At 59.8% G+C, this 23,310-nt stretch carries 18 protein-coding genes and 1 pseudogene; 7 read left to right on the top strand and 12 right to left on the bottom strand.

From position 1 onward, the window contains the following. The first annotated feature begins 111 nt into the window (after positions 1–111). Complete coding sequence (locus AC5ZGW_RS09780; protein WP_028166697.1) at positions 112–849, top strand: class I SAM-dependent methyltransferase; 738 nt, start codon at positions 112–114, stop codon at positions 847–849. 10 nt (positions 850–859) lie between these two features. Here the strand turns inward: AC5ZGW_RS09780 and AC5ZGW_RS09775 are convergent, their stop codons facing one another. From AC5ZGW_RS09775 to rfbA, 3 genes are all read right to left on the bottom strand, one after another. Then, complete coding sequence (locus AC5ZGW_RS09775) at positions 860–1,426, bottom strand: hypothetical protein (protein WP_245474660.1); 567 nt, start codon at positions 1,424–1,426, stop codon at positions 860–862. A gap of 62 nt (positions 1,427–1,488) precedes the next feature. Continuing rightward, positions 1,489–2,571: a dTDP-glucose 4,6-dehydratase gene (rfbB, locus tag AC5ZGW_RS09770; RefSeq protein WP_463326807.1), complete on the bottom strand. Its 1,083-nt coding sequence runs from the start codon at positions 2,569–2,571 to the stop codon at positions 1,489–1,491. A gap of 25 nt (positions 2,572–2,596) precedes the next feature. Beyond that, positions 2,597–3,472 carry a glucose-1-phosphate thymidylyltransferase RfbA gene (gene rfbA, locus AC5ZGW_RS09765; RefSeq protein WP_130223731.1) on the bottom strand — a complete coding sequence of 292 codons (876 nt, stop codon included), beginning with the start codon at positions 3,470–3,472 and terminating at the stop codon, positions 2,597–2,599. Positions 3,473–3,581: 109 nt separating this feature from the next. Between rfbA and rfbC the strand changes: the two genes are divergently transcribed. Then, on the top strand, positions 3,582–4,136 hold the full coding sequence (rfbC, locus tag AC5ZGW_RS09760; protein WP_130223733.1) for a dTDP-4-dehydrorhamnose 3,5-epimerase: 555 nt from the start codon (positions 3,582–3,584) through the stop codon (positions 4,134–4,136). Next, positions 4,136–5,050 carry a dTDP-4-dehydrorhamnose reductase gene (gene rfbD, locus AC5ZGW_RS09755; protein ID WP_130223735.1) on the top strand — a complete coding sequence of 305 codons (915 nt, stop codon included), beginning with the start codon at positions 4,136–4,138 and terminating at the stop codon, positions 5,048–5,050. Before rfbC ends, rfbD begins: the two co-directional genes overlap by 1 nt. Before the next feature lie 8 nt (positions 5,051–5,058). Here rfbD and AC5ZGW_RS09750 read toward each other — a convergent pair whose 3' ends face one another. Beyond that, a complete protein-coding gene (locus AC5ZGW_RS09750; RefSeq protein ID WP_130223737.1) occupies positions 5,059–8,442 on the bottom strand; it encodes a tetratricopeptide repeat protein in 3,384 nt (1,127 codons plus the stop codon). 312 nt (positions 8,443–8,754) lie between these two features. Continuing rightward, a complete protein-coding gene (locus AC5ZGW_RS09745; RefSeq protein ID WP_130223739.1) occupies positions 8,755–9,783 on the bottom strand; it encodes a helix-turn-helix domain-containing protein in 1,029 nt (342 codons plus the stop codon). A gap of 179 nt (positions 9,784–9,962) precedes the next feature. Between AC5ZGW_RS09745 and AC5ZGW_RS09740 the strand changes: the two genes are divergently transcribed. After that, entirely contained in the window at positions 9,963–10,937 is a 975-nt protein-coding gene (locus tag AC5ZGW_RS09740; RefSeq protein WP_130223741.1) for a Hint domain-containing protein, read from the top strand. A 236-nt stretch (positions 10,938–11,173) separates the two neighbouring features. Here the strand turns inward: AC5ZGW_RS09740 and AC5ZGW_RS09735 are convergent, their stop codons facing one another. The 3 genes and pseudogenes from AC5ZGW_RS09735 to AC5ZGW_RS09725 form a co-directional block, all read right to left on the bottom strand. Next, positions 11,174–13,522: a glycosyltransferase family 2 protein gene (locus AC5ZGW_RS09735; RefSeq protein WP_130223743.1), complete on the bottom strand. Its 2,349-nt coding sequence runs from the start codon at positions 13,520–13,522 to the stop codon at positions 11,174–11,176. Next, the gene (locus tag AC5ZGW_RS09730) at positions 13,519–14,412 is read right to left on the bottom strand and encodes a hypothetical protein (protein ID WP_496113910.1); all 894 of its coding nucleotides are present in this window, start codon (positions 14,410–14,412) and stop codon (positions 13,519–13,521) included. The genes AC5ZGW_RS09735 and AC5ZGW_RS09730 overlap by 4 nt, the downstream gene beginning before the upstream one ends. Positions 14,413–14,631: 219 nt before the next feature. Next, a pseudogene (locus tag AC5ZGW_RS09725) lies at positions 14,632–15,546 on the bottom strand (glycosyltransferase family 2 protein); the annotation flags it as partial. A 30-nt stretch (positions 15,547–15,576) separates the two neighbouring features. Here AC5ZGW_RS09725 and AC5ZGW_RS09720 point away from each other — a divergent pair. Beyond that, positions 15,577–15,891, top strand: a complete 315-nt coding sequence (locus AC5ZGW_RS09720; protein WP_245474559.1) for a hypothetical protein — start codon at positions 15,577–15,579, stop codon at positions 15,889–15,891. Positions 15,892–16,040: 149 nt separating this feature from the next. Here AC5ZGW_RS09720 and AC5ZGW_RS09715 read toward each other — a convergent pair whose 3' ends face one another. After that, entirely contained in the window at positions 16,041–16,913 is an 873-nt protein-coding gene (locus tag AC5ZGW_RS09715) for a hypothetical protein (RefSeq protein ID WP_130223747.1), read from the bottom strand. A 903-nt stretch (positions 16,914–17,816) separates the two neighbouring features. On the opposite strand from AC5ZGW_RS09715, the gene AC5ZGW_RS09710 reads away from it, so the two are divergent. Together AC5ZGW_RS09710 and AC5ZGW_RS09705 are read left to right on the top strand one after the other, a co-directional pair. Beyond that, positions 17,817–19,145, top strand: a complete 1,329-nt coding sequence (locus AC5ZGW_RS09710; protein ID WP_130223751.1) for a glycosyltransferase family 4 protein — start codon at positions 17,817–17,819, stop codon at positions 19,143–19,145. 627 nt (positions 19,146–19,772) lie between these two features. Continuing rightward, positions 19,773–20,129 carry a hypothetical protein gene (locus AC5ZGW_RS09705; RefSeq protein WP_080663782.1) on the top strand — a complete coding sequence of 119 codons (357 nt, stop codon included), beginning with the start codon at positions 19,773–19,775 and terminating at the stop codon, positions 20,127–20,129. Positions 20,130–20,211: 82 nt separating this feature from the next. Here AC5ZGW_RS09705 and AC5ZGW_RS09700 read toward each other — a convergent pair whose 3' ends face one another. The 3 genes from AC5ZGW_RS09700 to AC5ZGW_RS09690 are packed head-to-tail and all read right to left on the bottom strand — an operon-like array spanning position 20,212 to position 23,206. Further along, the gene (locus tag AC5ZGW_RS09700) at positions 20,212–21,048 is read right to left on the bottom strand and encodes an ABC transporter permease (protein ID WP_130223753.1); all 837 of its coding nucleotides are present in this window, start codon (positions 21,046–21,048) and stop codon (positions 20,212–20,214) included. Continuing rightward, complete coding sequence (locus AC5ZGW_RS09695) at positions 21,038–21,802, bottom strand: ABC transporter ATP-binding protein (protein WP_496113906.1); 765 nt, start codon at positions 21,800–21,802, stop codon at positions 21,038–21,040. The genes AC5ZGW_RS09700 and AC5ZGW_RS09695 overlap by 11 nt, the downstream gene beginning before the upstream one ends. Positions 21,803–21,859: 57 nt before the next feature. Next, positions 21,860–23,206, bottom strand: coding sequence for a cytochrome-c peroxidase (locus AC5ZGW_RS09690; RefSeq protein WP_245474548.1), 1,347 nt, complete (start codon positions 23,204–23,206; stop codon positions 21,860–21,862). Between the last annotated feature and the right edge of the window lie 104 nt (positions 23,207–23,310).

Below are 23,310 nucleotides of genomic sequence, written 5' to 3'. Positions count from 1 at the left end.
GGACGGGAGGAACTTAACGTCGCAGCAGCGCCACGGACTGGTTGAATTCGACGTCCGGCGTCCATGAGCTGCTCGGCACCGTGTCATTCAGTGAACCAGTAGAGAAAAACAATGTCCGATAGATCGAGCCTGGACGTTTCCGCTGAGAAAATAGGTCACGCCTGGAAGGAGAGTGCCTACTACGACGATGCAGAGCGTTGGACCAAGACGATTTTTTGGAATCCTGAGACGATTTTTTCGAAGCTGTTTTCTCGTCTCGATCTTACTACGGTGATTGAACTGGCTTGCGGTCGCGGTCGGCATGCGGAGCAAATCGCGTCTCAATGCGGTTCGCTGCTCGTTGTCGACATACATGAAGAGAATATCGAGTTTTGCAAGAGCCGATTGGCGCATCATCGGAATGTCTCTTATCTCAAGAACAATGGCTACGAGTTTAGCGGCGTTCCGAATAATTCGATGACTGCGATCTATTGCTATGACGCAATGGTGCATTTTAGCCCTGATCTCGTTGAGAACTATCTCAAGGAAACGGCACGTGTTCTTGCGCCAGGGGGGATGGCTCTCTATCACCACTCCAACTACGACGCACCGAACACCACCAGCTATGGGGCAAATCCCCACGCGCGTAACCATATGACGTTTGATCTGTTTTCGGAGTATGCGCGCAACGCCGGCCTTTTGATCGAGGAGAGCCACCCCATCAAATGGGCGCGGCTCGACGATTTGGACCGGGTGACCCTGCTAAGGCTTAGAGCGCTTTCGAGCGAAGTTGATACCGGGTCGCGCGAGGCGTCTGAACAGAAGTCCAGAGCTTCGGCTCTGATTCAATCAGAACCGAACATGCTGTAGGGCGAGCCGGTCACTGCGGGTCGAGGCGATGCCTCTGGAGTAGCTGCTGGGCTCGTTCGCTGTCGAGTTGAAGCGGCCTTTGAAAGACCGACATGTTGTTCGCTCGGGCGACTTCCCGAGCGATCTGCCTGACTACATGGTATTGGGGTCGACTGGCAAAATCGTGTATCGCGATGAACGTCCCTGGCGGCGAGTGAAGAAGGCATTGCGTAAAGCAAGCGACCCGGAATCGGCCATCGATGAAGTAGAGGTCAGCGTTGCGACTTTCGGGCCTTTGCCAGATGCTCTCGTGATACTGGGGCCATGAGCTCTCTCGTTCCCGGTCTGCCGGAAACCCCCACTCTCGAAGCTTGCCGATGTCGATGTAAACCAAATCAGGTTTTGTAGGGCAATCCTTCGTTGCATTGGCGACGTTGGCAAGCCACTCCTGAGATGAGTCAATCGAAATGACCCACTCTTTTCTCATCTGGGAAGCCAGCCACGTGCTGCCACCTGATCCAAACTCCAGATACCGGTCGGACAGATTCAGAAAGCTCTTGAACAGGCTCTGTTCGTGACTATCCATCGCAAGTTGCATTGTATGTCCCGTTGCTCCATGCGAGCCCGATCAATAGGATCGCTGGAATGGAGTTCTACGATTCAGTGTGCTGTTGCCGACAGGCTCAACCCGACCCGCTTGGCTTGATATCCCCGTTCCAAAATCCCGCGCCACCACGGTTGCTGGTCGATGTACCAGTGCACGGTCTTGGCGATGCCGCTCTCGAAATTCTCTTCCGCGCGCCAGCCGAGATCACGTTCCAGCTTGGAAGCATCGATGGCATAGCGGCGGTCGTGGCCGGGGCGATCGGCGACGAAGGTGATCAGGTCACGGCGGGCACCTTGTGCGCGCGGTGCGATCTCGTCGAGGAGATCGCAGATGGTTTCGACCACATGCAGGTTGCTGCGCTCGTTGCGGCCGCCGACATTGTAGGTCTCGCCGACCGCGCCGTGCTCGAGCACCAGCGTCAGCGCCTTCGCGTGGTCCTCGACATAGAGCCAGTCGCGGATGTTCTTTCCGTCGCCATAGACCGGCAGGGGCTCGCCGGCCAAGCCTTTGATGATCATGTGCGGAATCAGCTTTTCCGGGAAGTGATAGGGGCCGTAATTGTTCGAGCAGTTGGTGATCAGTGTCGGCAAATCGTAGGTCTCGCGCCAGGCGCGCACCAGATGGTCGGAGGAGGCTTTACTCGCGGAGTAGGGCGAGTTTGGCGAATAGGCCGTCGTCTCCGTGAAGAAGCCCTCATCGCCGAGCGAGCCGAACACCTCGTCAGTCGAGATGTGGAGGAAGCGGAAGCCCGCACGCTTCTCGGGCGAGAGCGTGCGCCAATGGCGCAGCGCTTCCTGCAGGATGGTGAAGGTGCCGACGATGTTGGTCTGGATGAATTCGCCGGGGCCGTCGATCGAGCGGTCGACATGGCTCTCGGCGGCGAGGTTCATCACCGCGTCGGGCTGGTATTTCTCGAACAGGCGGCGGAGCCCCGCGCCATCGCAAATGCATTGCTTCTCGAAGGCGTGGTTCAGGTTCTCTTTCGCTGCCGGCAGCGAGTCGAGATTGGCAGCATAGGTGAGCTTGTCGATGTTGACCACGCGGGCGTGACTGTCTCGCAGGAGATGACGCACCACGGCTGAACCAATGAAGCCGGCGCCGCCGGTGACAAAAATAGTCGAGCCCTTAAAGCGCATGATCTATCGCCTCCATGCAGTGGAATCAGCCCTGATACGAGCGGGCAACGGACTTCAGATACTCGCCGTAGCTGCTTTTCGCGGTCTTCTCGGCGACCTTCTCGAACGCTTGAAGCGAGATATAGCCCTGGCGCAGCGCGATCTCTTCGGGGCAGGCGATGCGCAAACCCTGGCGTTGCTCAAGGATCTGGACGAAATGGCTCGCCTCGACCAGCGAGGAATGCGTACCGGTATCGAGCCAGGCAAAGCCGCGGCCGAGCACCTCGACATAGAGATCACCGCGCTCGAGATAGGCGTTATTGACGTCGGTGATCTCGATCTCGCCGCGGGCCGACGGCTTGATCCGAGCCGCGATCTCGACGACGTCGTTGTCATAAAAGTATAGCCCAGTGACGGCTACGTTCGACTTCGGCTGTTTCGGCTTCTCTTCGATCGAGAGCGCGCGGCCGGTGTGATCGAGCTCAACCACCCCGTATTGCTCGGGCGTATTGACGATATAGCCGAACACGGTCGCGCCCTGGTTGCGGGACGAAGCGGCAGACAGCATCTCCGGCAATCCGTGCCCGTAGAAAATGTTATCGCCTAACACAAGCGCGACCGAGTCCGAGCCTATGAAGTCGCGGCCTACGATGAATGCGTCCGCAAGCCCACGGGGCGTCTCCTGCGTGGCATAGGCGAAGCGCAAGCCGATCTCGCCGCCGTCACCGAGCAGCCGCTGAAACAGCGGCTTGTCTTGCGGCGTCGAAATGATCAAAATGTCCCGAATTCCGCCTAACATCAGCGTCGACAGCGGATAATAGATCATCGGCTTGTCGAAGACCGGCAGAAGCTGCTTTGATACGACCGTCGTCACTGGGTAAAGGCGCGAGCCCGTCCCGCCGGCGAGGATAATGCCCTTCATAGCCCCTCACGTTTTGCTATCACAAAACATAACATATAATGTGAAGTGCACAAGGTTGTTATCAATGCAGTGATAGCATCGTGAGCCAGCAATTTCGAAGTGTTGTAAAATGAATGTCATCCAGACCGAGCTTCCCGAAGTCCTCATCATCGAACCCAAGCTGTTCGGCGATCAGCGCGGCTTTTTCGTCGAAACTTATCAGTCCTTCCGGTACGCCGAGCACGGGATCGCGCGGCCTTTCGTGCAGGACAACATGTCACGCTCGAGCTTTGGCGTGCTGCGCGGGCTGCATCTGCAGAATCCGGTTACGCAGGGCAAACTAGTCACCGCGCTACGCGGCAAGGTGCTGGATGTCGCCGTCGACGTGCGGGTCGGCAGCCCGAATTTTGGACGCCATGTTGCCGTCGAATTGAGCGAAGAGAACAGGCGACAGCTCTGGGTCCCCCGTGGCTTCGCGCACGGCTTTGTCGTTCTCTCCGAAACCGCCGACTTTTTCTACAAATGCGACGATCTTTACAGTCCCAAGGATGAGGTCTCGATCCGCTGGGACGATCCTGCGATTGGCATCAACTGGGGCGTCGAAAAGCCGTCTTTGTCGGCCAAGGACGCCGTGGCACCGCTGTTAGCCGACGTGGAAAACCTTCCAGTCTATGGGCAAATCTGATGCGGATATTGTTGACGGGCACCAATGGCCAGGTGGGCGGCGCATTGCTGCCGCTGCTGGCGAAGCATGGCACGACCATCGCGCCGCCCCGCGCGGAGTTTGACCTATCTAAGCCTGAGACGCTCGCTGAGAGGCTCGACAGTTTCCGACCAGATCTCATCATCAACCCTGCCGCCTATACCGCGGTGGATCGCGCCGAAGACGAACGCGAACTCGCCTTCCTCGTCAACGCCAAGGCGCCGGAGATGATCGCGAAATGGGCGGCACAGCATCGCGTGCCGCTCGTGCATTTCTCCACCGACTATGTCTTCGACGGCTCTGGCGACAAGCCGTGGCGCGAGGACAGTCCCACGAACCCGCTCTCAGTCTATGGCGCCAGCAAGCTGGCCGGCGACGCGGCGATCCAGTCGGCCGGCGGGCCGCATCTGATCGCGCGCACGTCCTGGGTCTATGCCGCCCGGGGAGCCAACTTCCTGCGCACGATCGCGCGGCTGGCCGGCGAGCGCAAAGAGCTGCGCATCGTCGCCGACCAGATCGGCGCCCCGACGTCGGCGAGCGCGATTGCCGACGCGATCGCCGGCATCGTGCTGCCAAACCTCTCGGACTTGAACGGGCTGCTTGTGCGCAACAGTGGTGTGGTTAACCTTGTCTGCACCGGCGAGACCAGTTGGCATGGCTTCGCGAGCGCCATCGTCGCCGGCCTGAAGTCGCGCGGTGTGGAGCTCGCCGTGGAGACCATCGTTCCGATCGCGACCGCCGATTTCCCGACCAAGGCCAAGCGGCCCGGTAACTCTCGGCTCGATTTGTCGCGGCTGAAAAATCGGTTTGGAGTGACCACGCCGGCTTGGCAGGATGCCTTGACAGCGGAGCTCGAGGAGTTCGCGGTCAAGCTACAAGCACCGGCGAGCCGCTGACGACTGATTTACCCTCGCCGGCGGAGGGCCTTCTGTGCGAAGGCCGATCGGCTCCAGTGCAGTTCGGTCGACTTGTAGCGGACCGGGCAGTGGATTCCGACCGAGCGCTGCAGCTCTCCGAGGTTCATCACCTGCGTTCTTCTGAGTAGGCCGACCGGCCGCTGCGCCGCCCACTCTTGAGCAAACGCACGAGTCAACAGTCCGGGACCGGTCGATAGCCAGATGAGGTCGCGATCACCGCGGCGTATAGCCGCCGCAGCAAGCTCCAGCGCCCGAGCCAGAACCGGATGCTCCGGCGTTGCCGCGATGAAGTTGTTGCCGATGGAACCGTAATTTTCCTGATGAACAACCAGCGTCGCATCGGGCCGAATGAAGCTGTCGACCGGCATCAGGCAACGATCGTCCGCGTCGGCATAGATTCCGCCACGAGCAACCAGGAATGCCAGACGGAAGATGTCCGCCTTTTGTGCAGGGAATGGCGCGCGGAAATAGGCGTCCACGATCTCGCGTCCGTAATGTTCGTTCAGGAACGCAACCGCCTTCTGGTCGTCAAAACATGTCCACTGATACGTCGGATGAAGCTCTTGCCATGACTTCATTAGGTCGCGGACATCCTCCGGGGGCGTAACATCCCAGAACTGCGCGATCGTAGAGGGAATGGTACGTTTCAGGGAGCTTTGGACAGTTGCTTCCTGCTGAAACTGGCCGGTCTGGCGCAGCGCGATCGCGGCGATGATCGCTGCGGGCGTATAGTCCGGGTGTTGCCTGATCAATTCCCTCAACGGTTCGAATTGCGAATCGGGCGGACGAAGGCGGATGCGACGCAGCGTCGCCAGAGCCTCACTATCGAGCAGAAATTCATCGAGCAGCTGGCCGACATGGTTCTGCGATGGGCTGAGCGACTGCCCGCGCAGCAACAATGACGATTGGCTGACTTGGATGAAGGCGCCGAGCGCGGCACGGGCGACATCGACGTCGAGATTCATGAGGGCGGCGCGGGCGAGCTCGAAGTGCGACCAGGCATCTCCGGAATTCAAACGGATCGACTGCTGGTAAAGCGAAATCGCCTCTTCGTAGCGGAACTGCGCCTCGGCAAGCTGTCCGCCGAGCAGGGCCACGCGGGCCTCAGCGACGGTGTCCGATGCCGGCGCCTCTTGCAGGAGACGCGCGGCAGCGTCGTACTGGCCGGTCATCGTTGCAATCTGCACTTTGTGGGACCACAACCAGAAATTCGGCCGCGGTGCTTCGGCGAGCGCGTCATCGAGCACTTCCTGGGCCCTCGTCCAGTCGCGCATATGCCTGAGAAGCTCAACCTCGACGCCCGCAATTTCAGGGTGAGGGCCAAGGCACTCGCGCGCCGCCGTCACGACCTGGAACGCCCGATCGCGCTCGCCAAGCTCAAAGCAGACGCGCGCTTCCCCCAGCCGAGCCCAGACGCTTGTCGGATGCGACTTGCCAGCCCGCCGATACAGCGCAAGCGCCGTATCGGCATCGTTACTCTGCAAGGCGATGTCGGCCAGAGCAAGCAGCGCGTCGAGGTGATCGACTTCGATATCCAATGCCTTTTCCAGCCATTGCCTGGCGACATCCGGGCGGCCAAGGGCACGCTCTTCGGCGGCAGCTTCGACCATCGCCTGCGCACTGTTTGGGTCAAGCCTCAGCAACTCCGAAAAGGCGGCAAGAGCCTCAGATCGGCGTTCCTGGCGACGCAGCAGTTGCCCGCGCTGCAGCAATGCCCGCGCATCGGCCCGACTGACGGCGAGGACTTTATCGAGCAGCATTTCGGCGTCTTCGAACCGCCCGACATCGCGAAGCTCGATCGCGATGTCGGTCAGGCGAGATATATTCGTCGGATCCGCCTTCGAAGCTCGGCGGAAAAACACCAAAGCCTGCTCGCGATCGCCCTGACGCCGACGGATATTGCCCAGCGCGGCGAGACCCTCGGCATGCTCCGGCAGTCTGGAGATGAGTTCTAGCAAAAGTTCGGCGGCTTCTTCGAGGCGGTATCCAGCCTCCAAAAGGTGCGCCAGCGCGATACGCGCACCGTGATTGCCAGGCTCCCGGCGAAGAGCTTGACGTAAAGCTTCTTCCGCCTCGCCGGCGCGCCCAAGGCGGCGGAGGGCATAGCTCAGACCGACCAACGCGGCCGCGTTGCCTGGTGATCGATCGAGCGCGCCGCGAAACCGCTGCTCGGCCTCGGCTGGTCGACCAAGACGGAGCAGAGTATGTCCCGCTTCGATCAAGCCGTTTGGGTGGGAGAGATCATCGCAGGCGGCTTCGTCGAATGCGTCCAGTGCCTGCTCGACGTTGCCGGAAGCGCGCATGGCATAACCGAGGCCAAGATGAGCTTCGCGGCTTCGGGGCCACTCGCGCAGAACCTCTCTGAATTCGACGATGGCATCGCCGAAGCGTTTCAAGTTCTGAAGGCAGTGACAAACCTCGAGGCGAATATGGAAGGCCTTTGGGCTGACTTCCTTCGCGCGAGCAAACAGCACGAGCGCATTTTCATGGCGGCCGCGCTGCCGTTCGACGAGACCGAGCGCGTGCAAGGCTCCGACATTGGTTGGTTCGATCTCAAGAATTTTCTCGAAGCAGACCTGGGCAGCTTCAAGGGAATTTGCCTTGCGATGCGTCCACCCGAGAGCATTCAGCGCGCTGATATTGAGAGGCGCCTCCTGCAGAACCTTTTCAAGGACGTCCCGCGCCTCGTCGATGAGGTCGGTTTCACGAAGAAGATGCCCAAGCTCGATTCTGAAGCCGAGATTGGCGGAATCGAGTTCCGCAAGCTTTCGGAAAGTGTCGAGTGCTTCGACTGCCGCGCCAGTTTGCCGCAACAAACGCGCAAGCGTCAACAGATGGGCAGTGTTATTGGGGTCTTGCGCGACTATATCACGCAGCGCGGTGACGGCCTCCTCGTTGCGGTCGAGATCGCGCAGCATGTGCGCAACTTCAATATGTGGTCTGATGTCTCTCGGATTGGCGCGGGCTGCAGCCTGGAATGCTGCGAGCGCATCCTCGTTCCTGCCCAAGGATTTCAGTGCATAGCCTAGTCCTTCGTTGGCACCGGCATGGCCAGGCTCAAGTTGCAGGACTCGCTGGAACGATTGTGCGGCACCTTCGAACTCCCGCAGATGTCGCAGGGTATGACCGAGGCCGATCAAGGCCGGCTTGTTATCTGGATCCAGCGCGAGCGAGCGCTCGAACATGGAGCGGGCCTGAGGGATCTGTGCCAGATGCAGGTGATCATAGCCGCTTTCAACGGTTGCAATGACGTTGGAAGGGTCGCTCTCCGTCGCCCTGAGGAATGCGGCGAGTGAAGCTGTGCGATCACCCGTCGCTCGAATTCGCCGGCCTTGCTCGATAAGCATTTTTGCCGGCTGTCCGTCATTCATGCTGGGTGTGACTCCAGCGTTTGAATTGGACAGATCGAGCGCATCAGCCAAGCGAAACGGTCTTCAAGATCGAACATGACAGAAAAGCGACAGATAATCAGCTAAACGACGGGTGCATGCCTACGATCGGGCGGCTAAAACAACAACGACCGTTTGTTAAAAGCAGCTCAAAAAGACGGCTTAATCGTGGAGGGCGACGCAATTCATTATCCGCTGGCGTAGATGAACCGACATCGGTTGCGCGGGCTATTGCTGCAGTCGTCGTCCCGCAAAGAGGAATTGTCAACGGCCGGATTTATCGCGGCAAGATTGTCACGAAACGTCCAAGAGCCATTGCGCAAGTTGTCCCAACGCGTGAGACGAACCAGCGGGGGAGGGTAGGCTTGATCGTTTCGCCGTGAGCGCCTCGCGGGGCGTTTGGCCGTACGTGCTCTTAAAGGCCCGATTGAATGCGGGAATGCTACGAAATCCGTAGCGGTAGGCGATCGGGGCTATCCGTCTGTTGCCGAGTCCCCCAGCCGTGATCTCCTGTTGAACGCGGGCGAGGCGGCGTGCGCGGATGTAGGATGCAACACCGCCAGTTGGTTCAAAGAGACGATATAAAGAGGCTCGGGATAGGCCGAACGTCTTGACCAGACTGTCGGCGCTCAGGTCCTTCGCGGCAAGATGATTCTCAATGTAGCGACTGATGATGACAAAGCTGTCGAGAGGCAGCGAATCCGAAGGCTCAACGGCTGAATTGCGTCTCGCCTCCAAGGTCAGTATCTGTACCGCCAGCAACGCAATGCCCGACGCGATTTCATCCATCTCCGCGGCAGTGACAAGGTGGACCTGTGCAAGCATGGCCTGCAAGGCTGCGGAGACCACGGAGGCGCCCGGGGCGGCTGCCTTGGCCAGCGTGCCATGTCTGGCGGTCAGATCCGCGAACTTCGCCGGCAGGCTCGCTCGTGGTATCCAGAGCGTCAGGTCAGCACTGGGACCGTTATCGGTGCCGCGGATGAGCCGAACCGGCGCCTGAAGGTCCAACAAAAGCAAATCCCCGGCGCGGGCAGTCACCGTGCCTCCATGATGATGCATTTCAACAAAGCCGCCCATCACGACTTGGAGGGCGAAGTGATCGACTGCGCGGCCTGAGACCGCCGTTGCCCCCCGGACCAGCTCGGCATGCGCGCAGCTAGTCTGGCTAAGCACAAAGATTCGACCGGCCCAAATCTCTTGCGATCCTCCGGGGCCAAGGAGGGGGACTTTATTACTTACATAAATGGGATGGTAGGTGGCGAGCCATGTCTGCGCTTCTTCCTGATCACCGGCTGGCTTCCACCGGTACGATCTAATCATCATTCCAAATTATCTTTCAAAGCTAATATTATCAGTGATGATCGATAAGCGAATTTGCAGATTATCGCAATATTTTGCCGAACCGTCTCAGCGGCCCCTTTCCGGATTGCGCAAAGGTTATCGGAACGCTAACGTGTTTTTATAATGTTAACTTATCCATAACATTCAGAGTGAGGGGTTCGATGGCGACTAGCGAGACGTTTCACTACGCCTATGCATTGGCCTACGGCGGTAAGGCGAGCTACCGAATTGACGATGCCAATCCGAAGACCGATTTTGTGGATTACGTGGCAGGCGGCGTGAAGGTCAAAGATCCGAACGGCGGTGAGATCTTTGCCGGCGACAAGATCAAGGTCGCGAAGATTGGCGCCGATTTGGGTGATCTTGAGACGGGAAAATACACTTTCGTTGGCGCAGCGACCGTTCAGGATCACGGCAACACGATCAGCGGGATTATTATCCTGGACGGCGATGGACGTTCGTTTTTTTTGACCGACACCCAGTATTCGGGCAAGCTGAACGGGCATAACGGTGATGTGACCATTACCAGCGGCAGTACGACCATCTGTTTCATGGCCGGTACTCTGATTGGCACGCCGGCTGGCGAAGTACCTGTCGAGACTTTGACGCGCGGTGACCAGGTCTTAACTCAGGATGGTGGAGTGGCGACGGTCGACTGGCTCGGCATTCAGACGGTTTCGACGAGGTTCGCCGATAAGATGCGCGTCCTGCCGATCCGCATCAAGGCCGGCGCACTGGCTGAGGGCGTGCCCTCCCGGGATCTCCTGATTTCGCCGGACCATGCGGTCCTCGTCGATGGTGCTCTGATTCAGGCGAGCGCGCTAGTCAACGGCACGTCCATCGTCCGTGAGCACAATGTACCGACGACCTTCGCCTATTATCATGTGGAGGTCGAGGATCACTCGTTGATTTTCGCCGAGAGCACGCCGGCCGAGACGTTCGTCGACAACATCGAGCGGTCGCATTTCGACAATTGGGCCGAGCACGAAGCCCTTTATCCAAACGGTAAATCGGTCAGAGAGTTGCCATACCCGCGCGCGAAGTCGCAGCGTCAGGTGCCTGTTCGGACGCGCATTATGCTTGCCGCCCGGGTGCAAGCGATCGGCGCCAGCCAAACTGCCGTCGAGGTGGCGTAGGATTTGTTGAAGCCTCAACGTTGATCGAGACAAGACGGCCGCCGTCCGACCCGTCCGTGCAAAGGGCAATATCCTTTCGCCGACGTCGTCGGGGCGGCGGTTAGAGCGTGATCCGGAAAAGTGGAGACCGGTTTTCCGAAAAAGATCACGCTCAAACAAAGAGCTAGAGCGGGAGGACGATTCGAAGAAAAGTCATCACGCTCTAGGCGAGCTTGATGCTGTGGCCTGCGATGCCGCTAAAATCCTGGCGGTATGTCGCGTGCAGGAGGAAGATTGTTGAACCTGGGGTCGCGCGGTCCCGGGGGCCAAGCCAGGCCGCTATAGGGGATTCCATCGCGTGAGAGCTGCGGATTGTAGGTCGGGTCGTCATTGAGCAACTCGCCCCAGCGCGCGCGAAGCAGACTGAGCTCACGCTCGAACCGGTCTCGGCGATCCGCCCGATCGTCCTTGCCTCGGCTGGCGGATTCGGCGTGGACCAGCTTCGCGTGCGGCGTGAAGACAATGCGCTTTCCGGTTTGGCGCAGGCGGAGACAATAGTCGACATCGTTAAATGCGACTGCGAAGCGAGCTTCGTCCATTCCGCCGACGGCAAGATAGTCGTTTCGTCGGGTCACGAGGCAGGCCGCGGTTAGCGCACTGCATTCGTGCGCGACGAGTAGCTGATCAACAAAACCGGGATCATCGCCAAATCTATCGGTGTATGCGTGGGTCGCCGCGAAGTTCATTCCCAAGACGACGCCGCCATGCTGCACAACGCCGCCGGGCCAGGTTAAGAGCGCGCCGACGGCACCGACGTTCGGTTCGGCCAGCCGCGTCAGCATCTCCTCAAACCAGTCGTCCGAGCTTGCCTCGATATCGTTGTTGAGCAGACATAAGACGTCACTGTCGAGCATCGTGGCGGCTTGATTGTTGAGCCGTGCGAAGTTGAACGGCCCCTCAATCCGCAAAGTCCGGATGCCGCGTCGGCGCAGATCTGCGAAATAGTCGATCGTCTCCGGGTCGGCGCTATCATTATCGACGACGAGGATATCGGCACGGCAGCGCTCGACCGCCGGCGCAATGCTGTCAAGGCAGGTGCGCAACAACGAGAGGCGGTCGCGGGTCGGGATGATCACGGTCGCCTGCTCGTGCGCGATCGGCCGTTTGATTCGGACCGCGGGGAAGAGATTGCCTTGCTGCTGGCTCACCTCCGCCCCGATGCTGCGCGCGCGCAGATGCATGTGGCTCGCGGCGGAAAGCCGAGAGGCGGCATTCACCCGATTGAATTTCGGTAGCGTCGCCAAGGCTCCCGGCAAGTGCAGGATGTTCGCCTGTCGTGGATCGGTATGGTCGAGCAGGCAGTTGAAAAGTCGATAGAGATTGTCGGGACGAGCCTCAAGCCCGGCAAGCAGCGCTTCTCGTCGGACCGCGAACAGGTGTGCACAATACCCTTGCTCGAGCATCCTCTCGTAGTCGAACGCCGGAAAGGCGAGCGGCCACAGCCGGCCATCGTCGGCGAGGAAGTCAAGATCGCCGTACACGGCCGTAGCATCCGGATAGGCGTCGAATGCGGCTGCGATGCGAGCCAGCGCGTTCGGTTCGAGCGACATGCCCGCCATGGTGATGACGACGTGTTGCGCATCGGATGCGGCGTCTTCAAGAAACTCCAGGAGGACCTCGCTGTCGACGGAAAGCGGCTGACCATCGATCACGCCTGCGGTCCAGGTCCCGTGGCTCTGCGTTTCCAGGGTGGAGAGTGTTTCCTGAGCTCCGGCGGTGCCGGCGATAACGACGGCCAGTTGAAGCCGGCTCGTCTGCGGTTCTGGCAACGGGAAGCGATCGCGCCAATTCGCATAGTCGGCCAGGGGCAGGGAGGCCGGAATGAGCTGATCGTATAATTTGCCGCGGAGGCGCTCGGCGCCGTGCCCTCCGATCGCGTCAATCATTCTGGCAAGGCCATCGGGAAACGCGACAAAGACTGCCGTTGCCGGGACCTGCTCGCCGTCCTCTTTGCGCAATCCAATCCTATGGACACGTCCGTCGGCGAAGCGCTGCGGGACATGGAAATCGAAAGCGCGGGCGTTGCGGGATCCTTGCCCGTTGGCATTGTCGCCGATGTGCGTCCAGGCCGTCGCGCGGACCTGTGCGACGGTTTCTCCATCGACGATCGCTTCAAGGGTGGCGACGATTTCGCTGTCGATCCAGCCTTCGAAATGCAAACCACCCAGCCAGCGCAATTCGCTGGTCGGTCGAAGATCGACAAGTGCGCTGTCATTCTCCAGGTCGATAGGATGGCCGACGGGGGTTCCGAGATTGGCGAGGCGTGCCTCAAGGACGCTCGCGGCTTGGAGCAGATTCGGTTCGAGCGTCACCGCAAATCCGTAAGCGCCGTCTAGTCCTTGCTCAAAGAGCTCCATGACGAGGGAATCGGCGTAGGTCGTTCTCAGGACCAGACCATCGAGCAGGATATCGACGGTGAACCGGCGCTCCGGAGCCTCAGGATCGAACACGAAGCCCGATACCGTACTGTCGTGAGCGAGCGCGAGCCGGCTGATCAGTTTCGGTTTGGCCGCCGGTGCGGTGCGGGTGACGCGCGCGATGCTCATGATCGTTCGACCCAATCGACCACTGCATCGACAAGTCCTGCCTCGTCTGCATTGGCAGGAAGGGCAAGGTCGCCTTTGCGGGGGGTGAGTGATCCGCCCGACCAGTCGCGATATGCGACAGGTCTTAAAGCTTGCTTTGCAGTCTCAATCAGAGGATGGCCGAATATTGGTTCTTCGAAATCGGTGAGCAGCCAGCCCGGATCGTGCGGTGCCAGAATATCGCCGAGCTCGTCGGCTGCAACCGCGCCGGTTATGAAGACATTTGGGTACGACATCAGGCGATCGTCGTCACAAGTTGTGCCCGCGATAACGATCGATCGGGATGGTTCCCGCCGTTGCAGGCAATCCGCCAGGCTCCGCATGATGCGCAAGGATACGGGCGAGGGCGCAGAGGGAACGATGACAAGCGATTTTCGCGAGCCCGAAAACGGTGGCAGGTCGAGCGAGGGAGTTGGCCAATCCTGGAGGACAATGTTGCGTTTGGGCCACCGAGCCTGGGCAAAAGCCTTGGCCGCTTTGCTGGGAACGAGGAGGGGCGTCCCGCCGGGAAGCGAGACGGCCGCTTCGCCAAGGTTTCCTCTCACCAGCCAGAAATTGAGCGGAAGGTTGAGTGCCCGCATCAGATCGATCAGTTCCGGCAACGGATTCGGCTCGACGATGTCGACGCGTTTTGCATGCAGCCGTCTAAGGAGTTCGGCGGCGTCGGCGATGTCCGTTTCCGTGCCGAGCCTCAAATGAATCGATTGCGGGCTCGTGCCGTCCGCGGCCTTGAGATGGAAGACATCGCGCTCTCGCAAGAGCAGAAGCACGCGCTCGCCATGCCGCCGGAGGTGGCGCGCTCGCTCCTCAGCTATGGCTGCGCAGGAGCGTTGATTGCCGACGATCAGCATGGACGGTTCTGACGACCAGGGCAGCGTGCGCTCGAGTGCTGCGCGCGCTGGTCGTAGCGGATCGGCGCTCTCAAACGCGCGGCATTCGTTCCGATGGTTTGGGAATCGCTGGTCCAGAACGCCCAGGTTGCGAAGCACCAGGCTTCGCTTCTCGTGCTGGAAGGATTTAGAGCCGTGATGCCCGACATAGACCGACGGCGCGCAAACATTGCGAAAGCCCTTGGCGCGCGCGCGAAGGCAGAGATCGACATCTTCGAGATAGCCGCGCTCAAACGTTTCCGACAGCCCGCCTACGGCATCGAGACAGGCGCGCGTGATATAGAGACAAAACCCGATGCCGCTTGGGACGTCGATTGCATCGCCGGCGCCGAAAATGCCCGCGATACGATCGATCTCGAGTATTTGCTCATAGCTCGGCATCGGATTGACGTCATTCGGCATCGGGAACGAAAAGATATCGCCGTTATTGGAAAGCGGCGTGACCGTCCCGATATTCGGTGCCGAACGCGCCACCGTCGCCAATCGATCAACAAAGCCGGGTGCTACGACGGTATCGGAGTTCAGCAACACGACGTCGCCCGTCGGCGCCTCCTCCAGCGCACGATTGATCGCTCCGACGAAGCCAAGGTTTACCGCGTTCACAACGAGGTCGATCGTGTTGGCCGCAGCAAGCTCTTGGAGATAGCGTCGCAACTCCACCTCGGGGCTGGCATCATCGACGGCTAGAATGCGGAACGGCTCTTTTCTTGACGCGCGCGAAGCTCTTGCCTTAACGAGGCTTTCAAAGCAGTCGATCGTTGCTTGGACGTCGCGATAGACAGGAACGATGACGGTGGGGGCGGAGGTGCGAGGCCTTGGCCGAGCGGAGGGACGCGCGTGTGCTCGGACCCGCGCCTGCGGAGACTGGTTGGGGGCGAGCCGCCGGATCTGGAAGATCTCGCCGTCGAATTTCAATGTCAGCGTCTGAGGGGTCCTGGATGGTGGCCGCCTAACGAGAAAGGCGGTCGCCTGAACGTCCCTGCTGGCCAAGGGATGAAATGAATTGGGCTCGAGAAGGCTCGTTAACGTGCCGTCTTCGGTCGCAAGGCTCGCTTCGATCGTGGCCGCCTTGGTCCAGGCGATCCAACCTGTCACATGATTGTCAAACACCGAACAGGCGGCCCAATGCCGATTCCCGGCACGCCGAAGCTCAGCGATGGCAGCTCGCAGGATCGCCGGATTGCCGTCACGGCTTATCAGACTGGCAGCCGCGACCCGCCGCCGATCGTCAGTGGCCCAGGCAAGCATTCGACGGTTGGCGCCGACGTCGGAAGGATCGACAAGAAGCGCTTCGGTGAGGTCGGCGAGCGCCGCTTCGCCGCGTCCAAGCTTCCAGTTCGCCTCCGCGCGGAGAATGAAGCAATGGGCGGCCGGCGGCGGTTCAATACGGCAGCGCCGATCCGCATATTTGAATGCTGCGATAAAGTCCTGAGCGGTTAGCGCCTGCGCCGCCAGGCGCTCGAGCGCGATATGTGAGCGAGGTCCGACGAGCGCTGGGGCGCCAATGATGGTGCCGAGAACCATTTAACCGTGCCCTGACCGATTGCGGTCGCTTGCCGGCGCTCCGAAGTCTGAGTGTCCGGATCGCTTCAGGTAACCGGACTCTCTTGGCGCGGCCGGCTGCGGAACACACGGACCCGCCCCGAACCGGCAGGCTTTCGCGGCTTCATAGGCGCCGCGACCTGTTCCGCGGCTGCAATCCGTTCGATGCCAATGCGAATGCCAACCAGAGGTTCGCGATTGGTCGGACCCGACAGCACCACGCGTTTGCCGACTGCGCGCAAGGTCGGTGCGTTCAAGAACCCTGCCTCCGCGACGAACTCCAATTCGTCGGTGCCGCTCATTTCCAGGACCACGCCCGTAATGGGCAGGGCCCGCCCGCGTGTACCGGCGTAGGCGCCGAGCGGGACCATTCTGCCGCTCCCGGCCTGACCGTTGGCGAACTGAACCGCATAGCGGATATCAAGACCGACCGGCTTCTCCGGCCATTCCAGGGCCACCCCTTCCACGCGGGACGGTGCCGTTGGACCTGCAATCCATGCGTTGGGTCCGACAGTGACGTCGCCGCGACCCGCCACATGGCCAAGCACCTTCAGGCCTTCCGTCGTGGCATTGGCATGCAAGCCCAGGCTTTCGCTTTGCGCCGTGACGACGCGGGCTCGGCCGGATTGGATCGGTTCGATGCGAACCACGGCGGCTTGCGATCCTCCAAGTCGCATGGGCTGGACTTGGACCTGCAAAGTGCCGGGCGTGGTGACTCGGACAACCAAGCCGGAATTCGGCTCCCAAAGGGTTGGCTCGGTCGCATCAGGATGCAGGATGATCTCCATCCGCCTTTCGTGGCCCAGCGCCGGTGCGACCGTAACATGAGGTGGAGAGAGGGAGTCTTCCGCACTCCTGTAATTCACGAAGAACAGTCCGCGGTCGAGGTTCACCACTTTTTGCTGCTCAGCGTCGCTCATCAACACCCCCGAACAAATCGTAACAATTGTAATCTACTTCGGTTAGCGAGCATATCATATGTCGTCGCCCAAAAGTTAGACATGTTTGATATCGCGAGCTCAACAAACTTCGGGCAAATGGCTAAGCAGGCCATGCAACCACAGATCGCAATTCGTGTCTTTTCGCGTTTCAATCTTGGGTGTTGCAGCCGAACGTGCTCCGGCGCGCCGAAACGCAGCGGAGAGAACCATCCAAGACGCTTGAGGCGAGAATGATGTGATTGCCAACTCGACTTTGCCGAAGCGCGAAGCTGGTTATCCACAGCGAGACACCTGCTCCGTCAGCAACGGCAAGTCAAGGAAGTGCCCTCAAGCGTGAGGACGAGCGCCAATGAGTGGATACTGATGACGAGAGAGAGCGACGGATATACTCGGTCTCTGCACTCAATAATGCCACCATCCGCCGGAGCCTGTCGTTTTCATCTCTCAGCAGTGCGATGGAGTCGGCCATGTTCTCAGCGCTGCTCAGATCGAGATGCTGGATTTGCGGTTGGCAGTCGGAAGGAGGTCGTTTGAATTTCATAGCGTTGCCCACACGCTTGCCCTTGCATTCCTGAGACTACACTGAGTTTCAACATTTGGATGCCCAAAGCAAAACCAAAAGTTGCATGGAGTTGCGACTAATCGACGAATTTTGGGGCAGGAAGATGTCAGATCGAACGAAAGCTTCTTGCTGATGCAGAATTGCAGCATTCTAATCATAGGGAACTTTGTCATTACATAGTGCGAATGCCGAACTATCGTTCGGCGATTAGCGATTGATGCCTTCGCTACAGAAAATTCTTGCTATAACCACGACGCGCAAGCTTCAGTTCGTTCTGCATTGATCGTACCGCTTGAAGCAGACAGGCCACAGCATCGTCGATGAAGATTTTATTCGTTCACAATAACTTCCCGGCACAGTACCGCAATCTGGCGGCCGCGTTGGCTAACGAACCCGGCTTCGAGCTCGTTGCTGTCGGTGCATCGAGCGCGCAGCCGATGCCTTCGGTTAAGTTGATTAAATATATGCTCCCCGAAGCAGATGTTTCCGGAACCCATCCTTTCGCAAGGCGATTCGACCTTGAGTGCCGCCGCGCTGAGCAAGTGCTTTACAGTCTTTCGACCTTGGCGGCGTCGGGCTTCGCACCCGACTTGATTCTGGGCCATCCGGGATGGGGAGAGACCCTGCCACTGCGCACGATGTTCCCCAAGGCAAGATTGTTGGTCTATTGCGAGTTCTTTTACGGGGCCGAGGGGCGGGACATCGGATTCGATCCGGAATTTCCGATGTCCGGATTGGATGGCCATATCGGACTGCAGTTGAAGAATGCGACGACATTGCTAGCGCTGGCAGATTGCGACCTTGGAATCTCGCCTACCACTTGGCAGCAATCGACCTTTCCCTCGCATTATCAAAGCAAGATCGAAGTGATTCATGAAGGAATTGATACATCGCGGGTGCGACCGAATCCGCAGACGCGCCTCATGCTGCCGAACGGCCGGGAAGTGGGATCGTCGGACGAGATTGTGACGTTTGTCGTACGCAATCTCGAACCGCTCAGAGGCTATCACGTCTTTATGCGTGCTCTCCCCGAAATCCTCAGGCGGCGACCCAACGCGCAGATCGTCGTCATCGGCAGGGATGGATTGTCGTATGGACTTCCTCCGCCGGCTGGCAAGACCTGGAAGTCGATCTTCCTCGATGAGGTCCGCGATCAGTTGGATCTATCACGTGTTCATTTCATGGGTGGCGTCCCATATCAGACGTTCATTTCCGCGCTCCAGGTATCATCGGCACATGTCTATTTGACTTATCCCTTCGTGCTGTCCTGGTCGGCGCTGGAAGCGATGAGCGCCGGTTGCCTGGTGATTGGGTCTGATACGCCGCCAGTGCGCGAGGTCATCAGTTCCGGCGAGAACGGGCTGCTGGTTCCTTTTTTTGCGGTCGATGAACTTTCCGAGCGCGTGATTGAGGCGTTGCAGGAACCCGCCAAGTTCTCGTCAATGAGACAGGCCGCCCGCCGCTTCGTTATCGATCACTATGACGCAGAGCAGGTCTGCATACCGCGAATGCGTCGCCTTCTCGATCTGAAGTTGCCATCGATGTCATCGCCACGGAACCTTTGGCCGGGACGCTCGCTGTCAGACTTGCCGCAAGGCACCAAGCGTGCTTCCCGGAAATCGTCCGCCGCGGCGGGATTGGGAATGTAGGCGAAGAGGGCGCTGGCCCTTCGCAGGCCGCGCGGCACGCGGGACTCTATCCAGGACATCTATTTTCCGACGCACCGAAAAATGGCGACGTCGACCGTTATGTGTGCTGGCCATCCGAAACGGTTGATCGCGGTCGCAGGCATGTTGCTACGTTTGGCTCGTCGACGGCACGCTTATTTCGAGAAGTTCGTTCTCGCGGTGACACAGGCGTGATGATGTCGGACCCGAACGATCAATCGATCGCGAGCGACCACGAACATCGCCGTATCCGCTGACAACCCAGCGAGGTCAGGCGCGATGAGTGTGACTTCTCTCGGCAACGTGATGGTATGAGATAAATCATATAATTGACGTAGACAACGTCGGTCATATCTCCACGAAGAGCAGAACAATGATGTGGCTGGCATGGGGAGGCGCTCGCAACGTTCATCACCGATCGTTGCGCAGCGATTGTTTTCGATCGCAACGAGGAGACTCTGAATGCGATCAGCCTGCCCGCAAAATAATCATCGCGGAGATCAAAATTAGTGCTGCACCAGTGACCTGGTGGCACGTGATTTGCGAGCCTCGCGACCAGCATACTGGAGTTGGGTATCGGATATGATCACAGCACGGATTAGTCTTGGAATGAGTACGGATTGCAGGCGGCCAGCGCTTCTTATTCTTGCTGTCGTGCTGTCAATTTTTACATTCGGGTCCGCCCGCGCTCACGATTCTGGGCACCCCGAGTTGAACCATTGGTATGAGAGCCTGCACAGCGGCAAGGGCCCATGCTGTGACGGCACAGATGCCAAGCGCGTCGATGACGCTGATTGGGAAAGCAAGGATGGTCACTATCGGGTGCGCATCGATGGCGAATGGGTCGACGTTCCCAGGGAAGCTGTCGTAGATGGGCCGAACCTCTCGGGTCGGACCATGGTGTGGCCCTATTATCAAGATGGTCATCCGAAACCGCGATGCTTCATGCCTGGCAGCATGAGTTGATCTAGTCGAGCAGTTCGACCAGCTCGCGCCGACGAGTCCGAACGGGTTTGCGCAGGGCGTGTGATGACCGAGCCTGTCCGACTTATGGATGAGCCCGCGTCGCCGCCGGGCCCGACGTTGACGCTTCCGCAGGCCGAAGCGCCAACTGCGCTGCCGAGGTGAACACGCGTGACCGCATGAGGAGGGTAGCCGTGAGACCGGTAATCCCAGACGCAGCCAGGATCATGGCTACGACCACGAATTGGTAGATGGCGGCATAGACCGGACTCGCGCCGGAGACCATCATGCCGGCCATGACTCCGGGGATCCACACCAAACCGAGAGACTTCAGCATATCGAGCCGAGGCAGAAGGCTCGCATAGACGGCGCTCTGAAGATAAGGCGTAACCGTAACGGTGGGCTCCGCGCCCAGCGAGAGGCCTGCCTCGATCTGTCCGACATGGGCGACGATCTCGGCCCGGAAGCGCTCTGCGGCTTGCCCGCATGCATTCATCGCATTGGCGATGATCATGCTGCCGACAGGGACGAGGATCGCAATGTCGGCCCGAAGGCTCCGGGTCGCAAGCATCGCCGCGATCACGGTTCCGGCGCCGGCGGTGATCGCCCAGAAGCACAGCAGTAGCGCGCCTTCCAATCCCTGGAGGCGGCGAGCAGCCGTGAATGCCGCGGTGACCGTCATCATTAACAAGATCAGCGTGCCGATCAGCAAGTTGCCATGCAGCAACACCGCCAGCACCATCCCAACGAGAACCATCTGCACGAGGCCACGCGCCATCGACACGGCAGCCTCGCGCTCGATGCGGACGGCGTGCCACCGGCAAAGCGCCACCACGGCTGCGCATAGCGCGATGGCGCCGGCGGCTTGGGCAAGGCCCATCAGAACGTCGCTTCCTATGCTGCTCTCCAGCTCAGTCAGCATGCAGCACCTCCCTGGTTGCGCCGATCGCGACAAGTCGGCCTGCTTCCATGATCGTGGTTCTGTCTGCGAGACGGATGGCCTGCTCACGGTTGTGCGTGACGATCACGCAGGCCATTCGCCGTTCTCGGATGATACCGAGAATGAGCTCCTCGACCCCGCGCACGGACGTCTCATCGAGTGCGGAGGTCGGCTCGTCGAGCAGCAGAACCTCAGGAGCATTTGCCAGCGTTCGAGCCAGTGCCACGCGCTGGGCCTCGCCGCCGGAAAGGTTGCCGACGTCACGGTTAGCGAATCCGGATAAGCCGACCCGCTCGAGCAGCGTTGCGATCTGCGTCGGGGCCATGACTTCCCCGCGCTGGCGCGGTCCGAAAGCGATGTTCGCAGCGATTGTGCCGGGAAATAGAAAGGCCGTCTGCATGACCATGCCGACCCGCCGCCGCAACTCTTGCGGCGCAATTGACCGGTAGTCGGTGGACGCCAGCAGAACCGTGCCGGCCGTGGGTTCGTCGAGCCGGTTGAGCAGCCGCAGGAAGGACGACTTCCCGGCTCCGCTCGCGCCGACGACGGCGAGAATCTCACCAGCCGAGACCTGCACACTGACATCATTGACGAGCAGCCGCTGTCCGACGCTCCGCGACAAATGCCTGGTCTCAAGCATCGCGATCCCTGGCTTGGGACGGTTCTCGCCTTGGCCGGGCGCGTGCGCGAACGCTGCCGCCTCGCCGGGATCGTTCGATAGGGCAGGGTTTGTCACAGGGCCTCTTTCGACACAATGCGCTGATCAATCCTGGTACGCTAACTTGCGATCCCATCAAAATGGTGGCGGCTTCGGCTGCGACGGCTTCGGGCCGAAAGCCCGCGCAGTGTCCCGCTGTGGGCGATCAACCCTGGATAACGCGAGTTGCCGCGCGTACTCGTGGTCGCCGGCCTCCTTGTAGGGAGAACTTGTCAGTGAAGCAAGAAATGCGACCAGATCATCAATCTCTGCCTCCGTCATGGCCAACGGCTGGATGTCTTCGTCGAGCCAGGGATCGGTGAGGCCGTCACCCTTGTTGTAGTGATCGACGACGTCCCACAACGTTTGCATCGATCCGTCGTGGAAGTAAGGTCCCGTCACCAGGATATTGCGCAAGTCAGGTGTCTTGAATGCGGCGATGTCGTTCTGCCGTTTCGTGATCAGAAAACGCCCAAGGACAGACATATCGCTCGCGATCGCGGCGGTGTCGACATCCGGTAGGCGTCCTTGTGCAAGCTCGCGTTCCGCCTGCTGCGCCAGGGGGCCAACGCGGTGCCGGAGGATTCCGATGCCGATGTTATGAAAATCGTTATCGGTGAAAACAGTCACATCGCGTTTATCGTCCGCCAAGGCGTGGCAGAGGTTACAGCGGGCTTTGGTATTGAACAATTCCCAGCCGCGTTTGGCAGAGTCACTGATCGCGCCGGCGTCTCCGGTGATGAAGTGGTCGAAGGAAGAATCGAAAGACGCCAATGTCCGTTCATAGGTCGCGATTGCGCGCAGCATATCCTGTTCGTTCACGTCCCGGCCGAAGGCCCGCATGAACTGCACCTGATAGTCCTTATCGCCGGCGATCCGGGATATGGCAGCGGTGATACTGGACGAACCCATCTCGAACGGGTTGGTGATCGGCAGGGCCGCCTGCTGCTCCAGCGTATCGACCCGGCCATCCCAAAACTGCGTCTTGTTATAGAGCGCATTCAGAATGGTTGGCGCATTGCGTTGACCGGCGCGGCCATGGATCCCGATCGATACAGGCCGTCCATCGGTGAAGGCGCGTGCCGGATCGTGACATGTGGCGCAGGCGACGGTGCCGTCATCCGACAGGCGGGCGTCGAAGAACAGTTTCTCGCCCAACGCAACCGCGTCAGGCGTAAGCGGGCTGGCTGGTGGGATTGCCGATGCCGTCAGCGCCGCGGGAAAGCCGACCTGATTTGACGAGCGGGGCTCCGCCAGCGGCCCCGGTTGGGGCAGTGGGGGCGCCTTGCCTGGCTCCAGCGCCGGCGGTGGTCCGAAGCTGGTATCTTCGCTGACGGTCGAAGCCGCAGTCGCCGACAGAGTAGGCAACAGGAGTAACAAGGCCGCGAATGACGTGGCGCGCATCCGATATGCCTTTGCCGTTGCGCTGAGCAGATATTCCAAAGAAGGTGGATTCAGGACAACTTCGTCCTCGCGAGGAAGCGAGGCACGACCTTGCGGGCGGTCGGCCGTCCCTTCGGCATTCGCAAGGCACCGCTATTGCGGTA

The organism is Bradyrhizobium sp. Crot121 (genome assembly GCF_059512385.1).
This window is presented reverse-complemented; position numbering and strand designations above follow the sequence as displayed.

Coding starts and splice junctions, on each gene's coding strand:
- AC5ZGW_RS09780 (WP_028166697.1), top strand. CDS start 112: ATGTCCGATAGATCGAGCCTGGACGTTTCCGCTGAGAAAATAGGTCAC.
- AC5ZGW_RS09775 (WP_245474660.1), bottom strand. CDS start 1,426: ATGCAACTTGCGATGGATAGTCACGAACAGAGCCTGTTCAAGAGCTTT.
- rfbB (WP_463326807.1), bottom strand. CDS start 2,571: ATGCGCTTTAAGGGCTCGACTATTTTTGTCACCGGCGGCGCCGGCTTC.
- rfbA (WP_130223731.1), bottom strand. CDS start 3,472: ATGAAGGGCATTATCCTCGCCGGCGGGACGGGCTCGCGCCTTTACCCA.
- rfbC (WP_130223733.1), top strand. CDS start 3,582: ATGAATGTCATCCAGACCGAGCTTCCCGAAGTCCTCATCATCGAACCC.
- rfbD (WP_130223735.1), top strand. CDS start 4,136: ATGCGGATATTGTTGACGGGCACCAATGGCCAGGTGGGCGGCGCATTG.
- AC5ZGW_RS09750 (WP_130223737.1), bottom strand. CDS start 8,442: ATGAATGACGGACAGCCGGCAAAAATGCTTATCGAGCAAGGCCGGCGA.
- AC5ZGW_RS09745 (WP_130223739.1), bottom strand. CDS start 9,783: ATGATGATTAGATCGTACCGGTGGAAGCCAGCCGGTGATCAGGAAGAA.
- AC5ZGW_RS09740 (WP_130223741.1), top strand. CDS start 9,963: ATGGCGACTAGCGAGACGTTTCACTACGCCTATGCATTGGCCTACGGC.
- AC5ZGW_RS09735 (WP_130223743.1), bottom strand. CDS start 13,522: ATGAGCATCGCGCGCGTCACCCGCACCGCACCGGCGGCCAAACCGAAA.
- AC5ZGW_RS09730 (WP_496113910.1), bottom strand. CDS start 14,412: ATGCTGATCGTCGGCAATCAACGCTCCTGCGCAGCCATAGCTGAGGAG.
- AC5ZGW_RS09720 (WP_245474559.1), top strand. CDS start 15,577: ATGCCGATTCCCGGCACGCCGAAGCTCAGCGATGGCAGCTCGCAGGAT.
- AC5ZGW_RS09715 (WP_130223747.1), bottom strand. CDS start 16,913: ATGAGCGACGCTGAGCAGCAAAAAGTGGTGAACCTCGACCGCGGACTG.
- AC5ZGW_RS09710 (WP_130223751.1), top strand. CDS start 17,817: ATGAAGATTTTATTCGTTCACAATAACTTCCCGGCACAGTACCGCAAT.
- AC5ZGW_RS09705 (WP_080663782.1), top strand. CDS start 19,773: ATGAGTACGGATTGCAGGCGGCCAGCGCTTCTTATTCTTGCTGTCGTG.
- AC5ZGW_RS09700 (WP_130223753.1), bottom strand. CDS start 21,048: ATGCTGACTGAGCTGGAGAGCAGCATAGGAAGCGACGTTCTGATGGGC.